The sequence below is a fragment of the Nostoc sp. DedQUE02 genome, from assembly GCF_034531035.1.
In the GTDB taxonomy this organism is placed as follows: domain Bacteria; phylum Cyanobacteriota; class Cyanobacteriia; order Cyanobacteriales; family Nostocaceae; genus Nostoc.
This window is the reverse complement of the sequence record NZ_JAVRBY020000053.1, coordinates 34,358-50,714: the sequence shown is the minus strand read 5'-3', so window position 1 is coordinate 50,714 and position 16,357 is coordinate 34,358. Positions and strand designations below refer to the sequence as shown.

Genomic DNA, 16,357 nt, shown 5'->3' with positions numbered 1-16,357 from the left:
AAAAATTTGTACAAAAACTCTCCCCTGCTCCCCCTGCCTGCCTTAACAGATAAATCTCCTTGACACCAAGCGTATTATGAACCCCGATCCCAGTAATCAAGAGCAGGCTTTTCTTGCGGAAGCGGCAGAGTTATTGCAAACCATTGAGCAGAATCTGATCGGTCTACTTGATGAAAAAACAATAGAAAAAGTTCATGCCTTGATGCGAAGCGCCCATACTATCAAAGGGAGTGCTGCCAGTGTTGGGCAAGAAACTATTCAGACAATTGCCCATCATTTGGAAGATGTATTCCAAGCTTTATATGCTCCAGAATTGGAAATCGATCCAGAATTGGGTGCTTTGCTTCTAGATGCTTATGAATGCCTGCGAACTCCATTGAGTGCAGCCTTGATGGGCTTATCCTGCAATGAGGCAGAAATACTTGATCGCACTGCCTCAATTTTCGCCCAACTCCAACATAAACTAGGCGACTTTTTTGGTCGTGAGGCTCCGCTTCCCAGTTCGGAAGAACTTGGCTTTGATGTGGTAGAGTCAATCTTTTCCGGGAGTGTACTCCAGGATTTGCAACAACTTGAAGCTGATATCCAAAGCCAAGATCCGCAACAAATTCAAACAACACTCAACTCTCAAGCAGAATTTTTTGTTGAATTAGCAGCATCTTATGGCTTATCTGGATTGGAAGAAATTGCCCAGGCGACCCTAAACGCACTCAAAGCACATCCAGATAAAGTATTGGAAATCGCTCAGGTGGCTTTAGAAAATTTTAAAGCGGCTCAAACAGCAGTACTTGCAGGCGATCGCACTCAAGGAGGAGAGATATCTCTACAATTGCGAGAATGGGCAATGCTCACTAGTCCTGTCTCAGAACCGCAAGAACAGCCAGTTGCGATCGCTGCTCAAGCAACACAAACGACTACAACTGAGAATCAGCCATCTCCCCTCCTCAGTGCCAGCGAAGCGGAATCAATTTGGTCGTTTTTCCCGAAGCGGACTGATAACTCGCTACCGAAAACACCGGAGGTACTAGCACCTATTTCTCAGGATTCGGTAGTAGCCCCCTCCGCCATAGAGCGGATTTTACAGTCAATCTGGATCGGAGATCCCCAGACATCCTGCCGATACTCAGACTCAGATCGGCCAGCCTCTCCACCACCACCAAGCCTCCAGGCTCAATCATCGGCATCACTTCCCAGTATCCGAGTAGCGATAGAACAGCTTGATCGTCTCAGCCATACAATTGGGGAATTGCTAATCAGTGAAAACCAACAAAACCTGCAATCTAATCACATTCAGAAAGCAGCTCAAGATACTCTACTACAGTTTTTGTACTGTCAACAACAACTTAGTAAAGTTTTTACTTGGTCGGATCGACATCTGCTGCTTCCCGAACGCAAGCAGCGACATATACATGGCTCTCCACGCTCAGTTCCAACTACCGAGGCACAATCCAATTTTGATGCCTTAGAAATGGATAACTATAGCGAGTTGCACATTCTCCTGCAAAATCTTACAGAAGACATGGTGCAATTAGGAGAACGGATTGAGGCTGTTAATGGCTTAGTTCAGCAATCTCGCTTCAGTCTCGGCAAGCGCAAGCAACTGCTTTCAGGAGCGCAGGAGGATTTGCTGCAAGCCAGAATGGTTCCACTGGGAACAGTGTTGAATCGATTACCCCGGCTGCTGCAACAGATGGTAGCAACTTATCATAAGCCTGTTGAACTCAAGCTTGGCGGTACGAAGGTACTGGTGGATAAAGCCATTTCTGAGCAGTTGTACGATCCCTTGCTGCACATGATTCGTAATGCCTTCGATCACGGCATTGAACCGGTAGAAGCTCGCCGCCAGCAGGGTAAACCAGAAACCGGAACAATTACAATTCAAGCCTATCATCAAGGCAACCGCACTACTATTGAAGTACGGGATGATGGTCAAGGCTTTAACTGGGAATCCATTCGTCAGCGAGGTATAGAAAAACACCTGCTGACTTCCGAACAAGCTGCCTATGCCTCAGAAGACCAACTGGCAGAGTTATTATTTGAACCAGGCTTTTCTACCGCCAAGCAGATCGGTGAGTTATCTGGTCGTGGTATCGGCTTAGATGTCGTTCGCACTCAATTGCAAGCTTTACAAGGTTCGATTGTGGTGCGATCGCTTTCAGGGCAGGGAACCACCTTCATCTTGCAATTGCCTCTGAGCTTGACAACAGCACGCTTGCTGGTTTGTCAATCTCAAGGTATTACTTATGGCTTGCTGTCTGAAGGAGTTAGCCAGGTTTTATTACCGCAGCCAGAGCAGATTCAAGTCCAGCAATCTTTACACGGGCAAGGCAGCCAAAAATTCTGGCAGTGGGGAGAAGGGCAAAGTCAGCAACTAGTTCCCATCCGCTCGCTTGCCAATTTGCTGGATTACAAATATCCTTTATTCACCCAAGACCACAATTTAAACCTCAGTCCTTTTCCAGTCAAACAACGGAACACCGTTGAACCTCTGCTACTGTTGGAAACAGAGCATCAATACCTGTGTTTGCAAGTCGATCAGATTTTAGTCGAGCAGGAATTAGTAATTAAATCCCTCGGCAGAGTCCTGACTTTACCTAGTTACATCCAAGGCTACAGCGTGTTGGGCAATGGTAGTCTTACCCTAATCGTTGACCCGTTGGAGTTAGTTCGGCAAATCTGGGAGACAGATATGATGCCAACTTCCCCGGCATCAAGTCTTGCAACTAAACTATTGCCCGCACCTGAGCCTGTTCTGGCTCTAGAGGGTCAGCAATCCCAGCTAACGATAACGCAACCGCAACAACAGTCGGTGGAAGTTAATACAGCCGTTGCTCAACCTGACCGGCTGATGGTGTTAGTAGTGGAAGATTCGGTTGTACAAAGACAAAGTTTGGTGCAGACGCTCCAGAAAGCCGATTATCAAGTATTGCAAGCAGGCGATGGTCGAGAGGCGATCGCGCAAATGCTGCAACACGGTGATGTCGATTTAGTGATTTGTGACATTGAAATGCCACGTATGAATGGATTTGAGTTTTTAGAACACCGTCGCCAAGACGAGCGTTTGTCTGGGATTCCTGTGGTGATGCTGACTACCCGTAGCGGCCAGAAGCACCGCCAATTAGCTTTAGCTCTAGGGGCGAAAGCTTACATGACCAAACCCTATTCAGAACAGAGCTTTCTAGCCGCGATCGCTGAACTGGTTCATACCTGAGATGAGGCAGGGGAGCAGGGGAGCAGAGGAGTAGATGGAGATGGAAAAAGAACCAATTAAAAATCATAAAGACTTGAAAGTTTATCAAATGGCATTTGATGCAGCTATGAAAATCTTTGAACTCTCCAAAAAGTTTCCTGTTGAGGAGCGGTATTCATTAACCGATCAGATCCGTCGATCATCACGTTCTGTTTGTGCAAATCTGGCTGAAGCTTGGAGAAAACGTCGATATGAAGCAGCTTTTGTGGCTAAACTCAATGACTGTGAAGCAGAGGCAGCAGAAACGCAAACATGGATTGAATTTACTGTTAAGTGCAATTATTTGGATGTTGAATTAGGCAGAGAATTATATGGAATCTACAATCGGATCTTAGGTGGTTTGGTAAATATGATTACTGACCCCTCACCTTGGCTAATGAAGCGTTAATATCTTTCTCCCCTGCTCCTCTGCTCCCCTGCCCCTCTGCCCCTCTGCTCTCCTGCTCCCCTGTCCCTCTGCCCCCTAACCACAGTTTTCAACACCTACCGACTTATGCTTAACACTCCCTTTCCGTTTAAGCGATTATCTGGTGCTGTGAGCGAGCACGATTCATTACGAGTCGTTGTTTTTGCGATCGCAGACTATTTATTTGCCCTGCCAGTTGGGGCAGTTCTCAAGGTGATGGCTTGCCCTCCTATTAGCAATACGGTTGAAAGTGGTATCGGGATGGTTGATTTGGGAGCGCAAACGATCACAATTGTGGACTTGCGCCAAAAGTTCATTTCGCAAATGCAAGCCCAACAGCCGTATCAAGTTCCCTCTGCAGTTGACACTTCAGGGCGCTTCTTACTTCTGACTCAAACGCGGACTGGGGAAATTTGTGGCATTCCTGTGGACAAGCCCCCTGCCTTAATCGATATTCCTTTGTCAGCTGTGCGTCCCGTGCCTTGGTCTTATCGGCAAGTGGCAGAGTTAAGCTGTGTGAGCCACATGGCTGTTTTGCCTGTAGCACCAAACGAGGAACCACTCAAAGTACTTCTTTTTGGTATGAGCCAGATATTGGCTGATAAGTTGGGGTTGCCCGGAACAACCCCAACCTTGGCTCCTGGATTGACATCAGGCGAACAACGGCAAAGATTTCTCCGTTTTTCTTTGGGGAATCAAGGAAGTGGATTGCTACCATTTGACTCAATAGTGGACATGATTCATCTCGCTAGCCAAGAAATTTCCCCAGCCCCGGCCTTACCAAGTTGGATTTTAGGTTTCTATAATTGGCAAGGACAGATGCTGCGGCTGGTTGACTTGGAACATTTGCTTGGTTATGCGCCACTTTTAAAGCGGCAATCACGACCAGAAAAGCCAATGGTTCTGGTTCTCGAATTGCAAAATCAGGTAGTCGGATTTTTGGTGGCTCATGTCTACGATGTAGAGTGGCAGGATTTACAGCAAGCACAATCGGCACCAACCGACTTTTCGCCAAACAAACTACTAAATTTTGTGCGAGGTATTCTGCCAGGCGATCGCTGGATTTTAGACACCAGAGCGATCGCCCAGACATTGCAATGGCAAACCCACTGATAAGAGGCAGGGGGCAGGAGGAGGGGGGCGGAGGAGAAAGAACTTGGTATTTGAACTCTCCTTTGCTCCCCTGCTCCCCTGCTCCCCTGCTCCCCTGCTTTTTTATTTGACTTGATGCTGCCAAGGAGTTTTCTGTGACGATCGCAACTTTAGACCCTAATTCTGAAACCCAGCCTGTTGAAAATGAAATCCAGATAGAAGAAATTTTGGCTAATGTGGCTGTAATCAAAGCAGTCTTTCAATCTGCTAAGGGGCCAAAGGTCGCTCAATTGCAGCAGAAGGTAAGTCAAATCGAAGCTTTTATCCAAGCTTTAGCTAAAGCTAAGGATTCGCCCAGTGACAATGATGAAAATGTTCGAGGGGCTTTTCAACTTCAGCGAGAACAACTTGCGACCATCGAGCGACAAATGCAACAAGCAAAAGGTCAAACCGCACTTTTGGAGGTTACAGTCACCGCCCTTCGAGATGTTCTCAAAGCCGATCGCGTCTTGATTTATCGTTTTGAGGAAGATAATCGTAGTCGGGCGATCGCTGAAGCTATACAAGCGGGTTGGACATCCTTGCTCAACCAATCCCTACCGATAAATTTGTTTGTTAATAAACCCGATGTTGGCGACGGACAAAACTCGCAGGGCAACCTAACTGAAGTATTGGAATTAACTCCACGCCAACAGCAATTTTGGCAACGCTTTCAGGTGCAAGCTAGCCTGTGCTTGCCCTTGATTGTCAAACAACAGCCTTGGGGTTTTTTAGTTATTCATCATTGCCTTCAACCACGAAAATGGCAGGAAGCAGAGCGCAGTTTGCTACAACAAGTAGGAATGATTTTGACAATTAACTTGCGTTGGGCTGAAATAGTAGCTCCACCTGCTCAACATCTGTCATCGCCTCCCCAAAAAGCTGAATCCTGCGATCGCTCTGAGTTACTAGTGCCATTTCAGCAGGTGAGCCAGGCTGTACAAAAAGGAGTAAGAATCGCCGAACTTGCCAACGAGCATTTAATGTCTATTCAAGATACTGTTGCTATTACTAATAAACAGCTGCAATACCTTGGTGAATTTTGCCAGCAAGCTTCTGGCTTTGTTCATCTTGTGGAAGGCTTGAGTAGCAAAATTCAGGTTTTGTCCCTGAATACAGCCATCGAAGCCACAAAAACTAGCGACCAGGAACGAGGTTTGCTAGCTGCTGCCGAACAGGTGGAAATTCTCGCCCGTCAAGCCCGCGACAGCACCTTAAATATAGAGGAATGGTTCCAAGAACTCCAGGTCGCAGCAGCAGACGTTGCTTCTGCTATCGAACCTTGCGATCGCCAAATCAGTGCGGGGCTGGAGTCAATCGCGCAAATCCAGGAGCAATTCACAGCGATCACCGACATCGCTGCTTGTACCCTCAAATCAATGTCGAAGCCATAAGACCTCTTGGCATTTGTGCTTTTTGCAAGAGGTGGGAAAAGGGTAAAGGTTAAAGGGGAAAGGCAAAATACAGAACCTTTCCCCCTTATCCCCTTCTTGGGACCCCACCTTCGCCTTTTCCCGACAAATGCCAAGAAGTTTATAGAATTGTCACAAACCCCATAGAAACTGAGAGTTGTTTTCATGAGTACCGATTTTGTCCCCCAACCGCAGAACGACGATCGCTTTCTAGAAGAAGCGATCGATCTGTTACTGTTCTTGGAGCAGGAGTTGCCTAACTATACAAAAGACAGTAACCCTGGTACAGCTTTGGCTCTCATGGAAGCTGCTCGCTCTCTGCATTCGATTGCCATAGCAGCCGAGTTAGATGCCATTGCCATAGTTGCGGCTACACTAGAAGAGATTTTTCAGCTTCTGCATCAGTATCGGGCAACTGTCAACGCCCCAATCGCTTCCCTGTTGTCAGAAGGATTAGATTGTCTACAGATGCTATTGATGGCATTTTTAACAGCCTCGCAAATTGACGAAGTAGAAATTCTGGAGCGGATGTCTGCCATTGTTGCTCGTCTACAAGCAGAGTTTGGCAATCGCCAACAAAGCGTTATCACCCAGGAAACAAACCTTGAGATATCGATAGAGCAACCACACGAATGTGAAAAAGCAGGGGAGCAGGGGAGCAGGGGAGCAAAGGAGAGTTCAAATACCAAGTTCTTTCCCCTCCGCCCCTCTGCCCCTCTGCCCCTCTGCCCCTCCGCCCCTCTGCCCCCTGCCTCTTGTGAGACTAGCCCCCAGTCTGACAGCCTTGTTCACGTAGATACAGAGCAGCTTCCCATCAAGGTAGGGGAACTAGCAAACCTAGAGGAAGAAGATTTTCATGCTTGGTTAGGGGATTTTTCCCTGCCTACTGAAACTTCTGTTGCATCCCTAGTTAAATCTGTTCGCGATCAACATCCACTCTCTTTGCAAGAATCGATTTCTACCATTCTTGCAACAAGTATTCCAACCGCCACACCCATCAACATTGAGCATCTCGAACAACTAAACGCGTTAGTTGCAACATTATTAACTACATATAATCAGCAAGCCTGTCAAGAAGAACAACAGCAACATACGATCGGGCGGTTGCTCCGACAAGTTAAACGATTACAACACCTGCTGGATAATCTACAGGAATGGTCAGGACGTTTAGTAGCAATTTCAGATACCCTTTCTCCTCTAGCTGCTTCTCGCTCTCAGCAATTATACAGTACTCTGCAATCTGTTTTAGCTGAAGCGTCTCAGGTGGCATCAACTGTTGATTCGCTGAATAACAATCATCACCAACTCAAACAAGAACTTATACAGCAGAAAAAGTTACTTAACCATTCTTCCAATTTAGTCAAAACAGTTACAACTATTCCTTTAAAAGTAGCCTTAGAATCCTTGCATCGGCTTTGGTCTCAGTTACAAGCTCTACAAGATAAGTCTGCTAGACTACATTTACAAGTTAGCGATATCCAAGTCGATCGGGCATTTAGCGATCGCCTCCATGCTCTTTTGTTACATATAAGTTGCTATTTACTAGAGCAAAGTATTGAGTCTGGCCAAACACGCCAACACCTTGGTAAAAATAGCAACGGTATTATTGAAATTCAAGTTTACCAGCAGGGAAATCAACTAATTATTGATGGCTGTGATGATGGCGCAGGACTGAACTTATCTCAAATCTATCAACAAGCTTTAGCCCAAGGACTCGCCCTGACAAAACCAGGGGATATCTTACAAGAACTGGTAATTGAACCAGAGGTTTCATCTGTTTTATGCGATCACGCTGCTTTAGAGTTAGGAGTAGAATTAACTGAAGTTTGCAAGCAATTAACAGCTATTCAGGGAAGAATAGTATTGAAGTCTAAAGCTGGACATGGTACAGCCTTCTCACTCCAAATTCCCCTCAATCAAAAAATTGCTCAACTTATCATCTGTCAAGCTAACTCCAGAGTCTATGCATTTATTGCCGATTCTGTAGAGCAGATTTGTCTATCTCAATCCGAACAAATCATCCAAACTCAAGCGGGACGTATGTTATTTTTGCAGTCTTCTGGCACCAGTGGCTTTCTTGGTTGTGCTGATGAGGATTTAACAACAGAAATACTCGTGCCTATCCACTTATTGACTGATGTGCTGATTTGTCCTAACCACCTTCCCACCTCAGCTACTACTTACAGCACAAATACACTAAATGCTTTCAAGCAGGATAAGCCTTTATTAGTATTTCGTTACTTAGACAAACGATGTGCTTTAGAAGTAGATTGCATCATCGGCAAGCAATCTTCTGCGATCCATCCTCTGGGGGAAGCAATCCCAGTTGCTGCTTATATCCAAGGAACTAGCATTCTTGCTAATGGGCAACTTAGCCTGGTTTTGGATGGTCAGCTTCTCACAAAATCTCTAACTTGAATCAATACCTGCCGAAATGTTTGTTGCACATGAATTACAGCAGTTTTAACCCACGTTCTGCACCTAAAACTAGCACACAGAGAAAGCAGTAAGTAAATCAAGAATAATAGTAATAATTGAGACAATAAAACCACATAAGTAAAGTTAATAGCCAGAATTAGGGTAGAAGTCAAAAAATAAATAAAATTAGCACTATATAAGCTTCCATCATGAAAAGCTAAAAATAGTTGATGGGATATAGTGTGAAAATGAATTCGCCCTTGAGCATTGAAGTAAAAAATCTAAATCATCTGGGGATAATAGCAGGAATTATTGATGAAATAGGGTTGGTAGACCAAATAAATAAAATACTTGGACAGCACCCGCAAGAAAAGGTAAGCGCGGGTCAGGCGGTCAAAGCAATGATACTAAACGGGTTAGGGTTTGTATCTGGAACATTATATCCGGGATTCCGCACCCAGAACTGTCACATCACAATAAAATGGAGATATTGGGAATTAAGTTTGGAAAGGCTGATATAGTTAAACAGTTTTTAGATAGCCGCCTAACGGGGTTCTACTTTTCGGTGCTGCAAGAGGGTAAAGTCGGAAATGATGATACTTTGTCGTTAATCAGTCGAGACTCAAATAATGTCACTGTTGCTGATATTACCCGACTTTATGCACGGGAAACACACGACTTAGAATTGTTGCACCGCGCCGTACAAGTTGAGGCGTTACCTACAGGTTGGCGAGATTACTTTCAACAGCAAATCGATAAGTTTAAAAAATGAATTTTTGCATACTTGGCTGGCAACAGAAAGTTGATATTGGGAAATAACTTATGACTTGAGGATTGGGTTTAACAGCACAGTTGAGCAATAGCAAATGACCTCGAATTTAGCATTAGTAGTTTCGGCTGTTCACTCAAATATTGTGTTAGCCCTTGCTTTTATACTCCCCATACTACTATACTTCACAGCGTGTCTGCATGAGGTTATCGGACAAAGATATGGCTTTATATAAAGCTTCTGTTGAAGGTCTTTTTTTCACTAAAGATGGATCGAGACCATAATACAAACCAGCTAAATCATACAACTCTATTAATAACTCAATACCACATCTCTGATTACAATCATTACAAAGTGTTACTAAGTTCCTAATTGTTGTTTCACCTCCCCTACTATAAGGTACTATATGTTGCATTGTAAGTTGTGATTCGGCTCCACAGAGAAGACATTTTTTACCGTCACGTTCGATAACCTTACGGCGTATACCTGAATGCGCGTACTGTTTTAAAATCGAAGGTGGGGCAAGTTCAATATCTGTAAATACACCTAATGGGGAATGTAAGCATTCACGCTGCTTTAACCATTGTGGCATCTTTCTTTGAACGTATTGCTTGGTGAAAAAGCCCCATCCTTTACGATACAGCCATTTTTCATATTGCTCTTCACTGCCGATAACCAAACCCTTATGAAAAAAACTTTTACTCTTGAAGTGTCCTAATTCTTTCAAGGCATCATAAAAGTGTTTAATTAATATTTACCAAATCTGGTTTTCTAATTTCTCTTTGCAATTTACCAAATCCAACCCAAGCAGTAAAAGTTGAAAAATAGGCATAACCCCCACATAACAATTTCAAGTCAAAGACATAAATACCATCTTCGAGCGCTTGAACCATATTATCAATTTCTAGATTATTAAAAACTTGATCCATTACACTCACCTATTCTTCTACAAGTTGAAATAATATTCTTGATCAGATAGTTCTCAAAATAGTAAGCAGTATAATAACTAATTACAGCACAACTTTAGCTCAATGCCAGCGCTCCTTAATCAGTAATTGCAGCACTTGCGCTTGTCGTTCTTACAACATCATCATCAATCTCTTTTTTGAACTAATGCTATCTTAATTGTAAATATATGATTTATACTTTGGCTGTAAGTTGCAATTTAGTTGCGCTAAATATTATAAAATATAACGAGCATCTGAGATAAATAACAACTAATATTATTTTTTGCTGAGTTTATCCTAAATTTTTATTTATCAATTCACCTAGCAAACTTTAATCAAAATATCAGCCGCATCTTTGATAAAAACGTGATACTCAATATAGCCAATTAACTCAACTAAAGTGCAGATATGCAGAGGGTGAGATGATGACAACTCCAACCCAAGAAGAAATCAGATTAGCAGAAGCCCAAAATCAGATAGCCCATTGGCGCAGATGGGGGCCATATTTAAGCGATCGCCAATGGGGAACAGTACGCGAAGACTACAGCCCCAACGGTACAGCCTGGGACTATTTCACCCACGATCAAGCCCGTTCTCGCGCTTACCGTTGGGGTGAAGATGGGATTTTTGGTATTTCTGATAATCATCAACGGCTTTGTTTTGCGATCGCTCTTTGGAATGGTGAAGATTCTATTCTCAAAGAAAGAATTTTTGGTCTAACTGGTAGTGAAGGTAATCACGGTGAAGATGTTAAGGAATATTATTTTTATTTAGACAGCACCCCCACACATTCTTATATGAAAGCGCTGTATAAATATCCTCAAACCGCTTTTCCCTACTCCCAATTAGTTGCGGAAAATCAACGCCGAAATCGTCAAGAGCCAGAATTTGAACTATTAGATACAGGTGTATTTGATGATAATCGCTATTTTGATGTTTTTGTGGAGTATGCCAAGCATTATGCTGAAGATATTCTCATCCAAATTAAAGTCGTCAATCAAGGTACAGAAGCTAAGACATTGCACCTGTTACCTACTATTTGGTTTCGCAATACTTGGTGTTGGAATGGAGATGCAGATAAACCGACTTTAAAAGAGATTAAATCAGATCGTAGCTTCAATATCATTGAAGCGTCTCACCCAAGTTTAGGAAATAGGTGGTTGTATTGTCAGGAAGCAACAGAGATTCTCTTTACAGACAACGAGACAAATTATCAGCGATTATTTGGTTCTCTCAATACCTCTGCTTATGTGAAAGATGGCATTAATGATTACATCGTAAATGGTCAAAAATCAGCAGTAAATCCCGATAGAATTGGGACAAAAGCATCTGCTAATTATGTATTAATAATTGGAGCAGTTGAAACTAAAACTCTTAAATTGCGACTCAGTAATGCAGCCAATTTAGTTGAGCCATTTGGTAATGAATTTGAGGCAGTTTTTAGTCAGCGACAAAAAGAAGCTGAAGAATTTTATCAACGTATTACTCCATGTACTCTAAGTGAAGATATGCGAAATGTGCAACGACAAGCATTTGCTGGGATGTTGTGGAGTAAGCAATTTTATCATTATATTGTAGAGAATTGGTTGAAAGGCGATCGCAACACACCAACACCCCCAGCAGAACGTCAAAATGGCAGAAATCAAGAGTGGTTCCATCTCTACAATGAAGATATTCTCTCTATGCCTGATAAGTGGGAATATCCCTGGTTTGCAGCTTGGGATTTAGCATTTCATACTATTCCTTTGGCAATCATTGACCCAGATTTTGCTAAGTACCAATTGGATGTTCTCACACGGGAATGGTATATGCATCCTAATGGGCAAATTCCTGCTTATGAATGGGCATTTGGTGATGTTAATCCCCCTGTTCATGCTTGGGCAACTTGGCGCATTTATAAGATTGAACAGAAGATTTACGGGCGAACAGACCGACAGTTTTTAGAACGGGTTTTTCAAAAGCTGATGCTCAATTTTACCTGGTGGGTAAATCGTAAGGATGCTGAGGGGAATAACGTCTTTCAAGGAGGATTTTTAGGATTAGATAATATTGGCGTATTTGACCGCAGTGCAGCCCTTCCCACAGGTGGACATATTGACCAATCTGATGGTACTAGTTGGATGGGAATGTACTGTTTAAATATGTTAGTGATCGCTCTCGAATTAGCCAAGACTAATTCTGTTTATGAAGACATTGCCACCAAGTTCTTTGAGCATTTTCTCTACATAGCCGATGCTATGAATAAAATTGGCGCAATGGAAGCCAGTTTGTGGAATGAATCAGATGGATTTTACTACGATGTGCTACATTTACATGAACGGCAGATTACCTTAAAAGTCCGGTCAATGGTGGGATTAATCCCCCTATTTGCGATTGAAAGCATTGAACCAGAAACCTTAAAGATGCTTCCTGGCTTTAAAAAACGGCTGGAATGGTTTATCCAAAACCGCCCTGACTTGCGGCAAAATGTAGCTTGTATGGAAACAAAAGGAATTGGTGCTAGAAGATTATTAGCAATTGTTTCACGGGATAAATTAAGAAGTATTCTGCAAAAAATGCTGGATGAAAGTGAGTTTTTTAGCCCTTATGGTATTCGCGCAGTTTCCAGATTTCATGCTGAACATCCCTATACTTTTGATGTCAATGGTTCACAATTTCGTGTAGATTATGAACCTGCTGAATCTAGCAGTGGTTTATTTGGTGGTAATTCTAACTGGCGAGGCCCTATTTGGTTTCCGGTGAATTTCTTACTAATTGAATCTCTGCAAAAATTCTATTATTACCTGGGCGATGATTTCAAGGTAGAATGCCCTACTGGTTCTGGTAAGATGATGACACTTTGGGAAGTTTCATGTGAATTATCTCAAAGATTAACTAGAATTTTCTTGCAAAATTCCTCTGGTCAACGTCCTGTGTATGGTGGAATACAGAAGTTTCAAAATGACCCACACTGGCAAAATTTGATTTTATTCCATGAGTATTTTCATGGTGATAACGGAGCCGGAATTGGCGCTAGTCATCAAACTGGATGGACAGGATTAGTTGCTCAACTTATTCAGCAATTTGGTGAATATGAAGCACAACATCAGGAACCAAAAATTGAGCAGGATAAAAAAGCGATCGCCATAGCATAAATCCTCTCAAATCATATCATATCCGGTTAAACACTTGTCATTGCGTTAAGCGAAGCCATGCCCGAAGGGCTTTACGAAGCGTTAGTGTAATGAAGCAGTCCCAAAACCTTTGCGATTGCTTCTCTACGAGACGCTACGCGAACGCCAAAGGCGAACGCAATGACATATCGTAAGTGATTTGGCAGATATGATATCACTCTTTTCATAATAGTAGATTGGGCTATAAGTCTGCATCTACAGTTTTTCTCTGCCTCAATACAAAAATAAATTAAGGAGTGCAATAAATTGAGGATTCAACAAAAAGAAGATTCTCGCTTTTGCTGGATTAATTTACATTCGTCGCGGAAAAATACTTCTGCCGAAAGTTTTCATCGCTGAGTTGGGTTTGAAGACTGCTATCTAATGACAAAATAGCTAAATAAACTCGGTTCTTCGTCTATTAAATATAAAGAGTTCACAACCTCATGTCAATTCATAACTTTACTCTCTCCCGTCAGTTATTACGCAACTTGTCCATCATTTCGCTGACTTTTGTACTCCTATACAGTGCATCTCGTGTGATGCTTTCTGCTCCCGCCACTGATATTTCGACTGTTGCACCGCAGGGAAAGCAAGTAGCGGTTTTCGCTGGTGGCTGCTACTGGGGAATGGAAGCAGTTTTTGAGCATCTATTAGGTGTTTCTGATGTCGTTTCTGGCTTTTCTGGGGGTGATGCAAGAACCGCAGACTACACACTTGTTAGTGCTGGATTAACTAATCATGCTGAATCCGTAAAAATCACTTACGATCCATCAAAAATATCATATAACCAACTTCTGAAGGTCTACTTTTTGGTAGCGCATAACCCAACACAGTTAAATCGACAAGGCCCAGACTCAGGTAAGCAATATCGTTCGGCGATCTTTTTTGCTAACGATGAGCAGAAACAGGTCGCACAAAAATATATCGCTCAACTCAACAAATCGCAAATTTTCGACAAGCCGATTGTGACGGAATTAGATCCTCTGAAAGGTTTTTATCAAGCGGCGGCATACCATCAGAATTATATAGTGCATCATCCGAGCGATCGCTATGTGGTAGTGAATGACTTGCCGAAGTTGGCTAAACTTCAAGCAAAGTTCCCTGATATGTATAGCAAGTAAGGGAATTTGCAGCATTCGACTTTTAACATCCCCCTGAAGCAGTGAAAGATTAGCCTATCTTGTAAGATGTTCGTCCATGCTTCTTTTGATATTGCTGATGATACTCTTCTGCTCTATAGAATTGTGATACAGCTACAATCTCCGTCACAATTGGATTTTTGTGATAACGAGAACTATTTTCAAGCTGCTCCTTGGAGGCTCTTGCTAATAATTCCTGCTCTGGTGTGTGGAAAAATATCACTGACCGATATTGATAACCAACATCTAGCTCCTGATGGTTTGATGCTGTGGGATTGTGCTTATTCCAAAATACATTTAGCAGTTCATTATAAGATACTATTGCTGGATTGTATTCCACTTCCACTACCTCAGCATGTCCAGTTTTTCCTCTACAGACATCTTCGTAGGTTGGATTATCAAAGTGTCCACCACTGTAACCAACTGCTGTAGAAGTTACTCCTTTTACTTGACGAAATGCTGCTTCAACTCCCCAGAAACAGCCTGCTCCAAATGTCGCTTTTTGTAGATTAACGTTTTGCATATCTTTGACAACTATTTTGTGATAATTTTAAATGAAACTCATCAAATCAGACAGATACTTGAGAAGGAAATATTATCTCAATACTGCCTGATTGATTTTAATTATTAGAGTGACAGATTATGCTGAGATAAGTATGGTATAAAACTGAATATTATCTAAGAATTGGAAAAAATAGTTAAATCTAAAATTAATATACTAGTACCGCAGGGCAGAATTAAAAATGAATGCCGCGTAAGCGTTTCATTGCTTTTGGAATGGGTGGTTTATGTACGCCGTGCTCTACTAGCTTTTGTTAACTATAGGAATATTTCGTAAGATACTCACTATTTCAATTGGGTCTAACCGTTTAGTATAATCTGCATCAACAAAAGCATAGACGATTTTTCCGTCTCGATCGACTACAAATGTAGCTGGAATAGGTATTTCAAAAGACTCATCTCCATTGTATCTAGGTAACACATGACCCTTTGACTCTAATATAGGTCTTAGATACTCCGGGATTTGAAACACAATCCCAAATTGACGAGCAATCATATTGCTGCGATCGCTCAATACTTCATAGGTTAGTTCATGTTTTTCTACAGCTGATATGGTATGACGAGTAGTTTGAGGTGAAATAGCAATTAGTGATGCTCCTAATGTTTTAATGGCAGGTAATGCTTGCTGGAGTCCTGCTAGTTCCAAGTTACAGAAAGGACACCAAGAACCTCGAAAAAAGGAAATAACTACAGGCCCACTAACTAGTAGTTTTTGTAATTCTACTGCTTGGTTGAAAGCATTAGGTAGAATGAAATTAGGAATAATATCTCCTATCTTTAAAGTTTGGTCAATCATACCCGAAGAAATTAGCTCATTTTTGATAGACTCTGTAAAATTCATCGTAATTTTCCTGAAAGTTAACTTATACTTTTATGTACCTTTCTAGAGAAATACTGTTGCAGTGAATTTACTGAAATGAGAAAAGTAGACCCTTGGATTTGCATTATTGGGATAATTGCTTTAGGTTCCAAGGCATGATTATCATCTACTATTCTTGTTATTTTTATACACGTTAAGCCATCCGTTCAATGAGCCGGGAATAATCCGTTCAGCACAAGTGGCGCAAGTGTTTTCGTCGCTTAGTAGTTCGTACAATAACGGCTTGAAACTGAAGCGTTCGTGCTGTTCAATTAAAATAAGGGGACTGCCATCAGCTGTTCAGACGTTG

12 protein-coding genes and 1 pseudogene are annotated in these 16,357 nt (G+C 42.3%); 9 read left to right on the top strand and 4 right to left on the bottom strand.

The window, feature by feature from the left end:
- Positions 1 to 76 precede the first annotated feature (76 nt).
- The 7 genes and pseudogenes from RMX98_RS28355 (at position 77) to RMX98_RS28325 (ending at position 9,389) form a co-directional block, all read left to right on the top strand.
- Positions 77 to 3,211 carry a hybrid sensor histidine kinase/response regulator gene (locus RMX98_RS28355; RefSeq protein WP_322681994.1) on the top strand — a complete coding sequence of 1,045 codons (3,135 nt, stop codon included), beginning with the start codon at positions 77 to 79 and terminating at the stop codon, positions 3,209 to 3,211.
- A 40-nt stretch (positions 3,212 to 3,251) separates the two neighbouring features.
- Positions 3,252 to 3,638: a four helix bundle protein gene (locus RMX98_RS28350; protein ID WP_322681993.1), complete on the top strand. Its 387-nt coding sequence runs from the start codon at positions 3,252 to 3,254 to the stop codon at positions 3,636 to 3,638.
- A 105-nt stretch (positions 3,639 to 3,743) separates the two neighbouring features.
- A complete protein-coding gene (locus tag RMX98_RS28345) occupies positions 3,744 to 4,769 on the top strand; it encodes a chemotaxis protein CheW (protein ID WP_322681992.1) in 1,026 nt (341 codons plus the stop codon).
- 134 nt (positions 4,770 to 4,903) lie between these two features.
- Positions 4,904 to 6,181, top strand: a complete 1,278-nt coding sequence (locus RMX98_RS28340; protein ID WP_322681991.1) for a GAF domain-containing protein — start codon at positions 4,904 to 4,906, stop codon at positions 6,179 to 6,181.
- Between the two features lie 183 nt (positions 6,182 to 6,364).
- Positions 6,365 to 8,617: a chemotaxis protein CheW gene (locus RMX98_RS28335; protein ID WP_322681990.1), complete on the top strand. Its 2,253-nt coding sequence runs from the start codon at positions 6,365 to 6,367 to the stop codon at positions 8,615 to 8,617.
- A 248-nt stretch (positions 8,618 to 8,865) separates the two neighbouring features.
- A pseudogene (locus RMX98_RS28330) lies at positions 8,866 to 9,060 on the top strand (DUF4277 domain-containing protein); the annotation flags it as partial.
- Positions 9,061 to 9,107: 47 nt separating this feature from the next.
- Positions 9,108 to 9,389 (top strand): 3-alpha domain-containing protein, encoded by a 282-nt coding sequence (locus RMX98_RS28325; RefSeq protein WP_322681989.1) that lies wholly within the window; start codon positions 9,108 to 9,110, stop codon positions 9,387 to 9,389.
- Between the two features lie 175 nt (positions 9,390 to 9,564).
- On the opposite strand, the gene RMX98_RS28320 is transcribed toward RMX98_RS28325, so the two are convergent.
- Both RMX98_RS28320 and RMX98_RS28315 read right to left on the bottom strand, forming a co-directional pair.
- Positions 9,565 to 10,113, bottom strand: a complete 549-nt coding sequence (locus tag RMX98_RS28320; RefSeq protein WP_322681988.1) for an HNH endonuclease — start codon at positions 10,111 to 10,113, stop codon at positions 9,565 to 9,567.
- Positions 10,114 to 10,129: 16 nt separating this feature from the next.
- Positions 10,130 to 10,315, bottom strand: a complete 186-nt coding sequence (locus tag RMX98_RS28315) for a hypothetical protein (RefSeq protein ID WP_322681987.1) — start codon at positions 10,313 to 10,315, stop codon at positions 10,130 to 10,132.
- A 443-nt stretch (positions 10,316 to 10,758) separates the two neighbouring features.
- Between RMX98_RS28315 and RMX98_RS28310 the strand changes: the two genes are divergently transcribed.
- Together RMX98_RS28310 and msrA (RMX98_RS28305) are read left to right on the top strand one after the other, a co-directional pair.
- On the top strand, positions 10,759 to 13,467 hold the full coding sequence (locus RMX98_RS28310; protein WP_322682011.1) for an MGH1-like glycoside hydrolase domain-containing protein: 2,709 nt from the start codon (positions 10,759 to 10,761) through the stop codon (positions 13,465 to 13,467).
- A gap of 464 nt (positions 13,468 to 13,931) precedes the next feature.
- Positions 13,932 to 14,609 (top strand): peptide-methionine (S)-S-oxide reductase MsrA, encoded by a 678-nt coding sequence (gene msrA / locus RMX98_RS28305; protein ID WP_322681986.1) that lies wholly within the window; start codon positions 13,932 to 13,934, stop codon positions 14,607 to 14,609.
- A gap of 49 nt (positions 14,610 to 14,658) precedes the next feature.
- On the opposite strand, the gene msrA (RMX98_RS28300) is transcribed toward msrA (RMX98_RS28305), so the two are convergent.
- A complete protein-coding gene (msrA, locus tag RMX98_RS28300; RefSeq protein WP_322681985.1) occupies positions 14,659 to 15,150 on the bottom strand; it encodes a peptide-methionine (S)-S-oxide reductase MsrA in 492 nt (163 codons plus the stop codon).
- A 282-nt stretch (positions 15,151 to 15,432) separates the two neighbouring features.
- Entirely contained in the window at positions 15,433 to 16,029 is a 597-nt protein-coding gene (locus RMX98_RS28295) for a peroxiredoxin-like family protein (protein ID WP_322681984.1), read from the bottom strand.
- Positions 16,030 to 16,357: the final 328 nt, after the last annotated feature.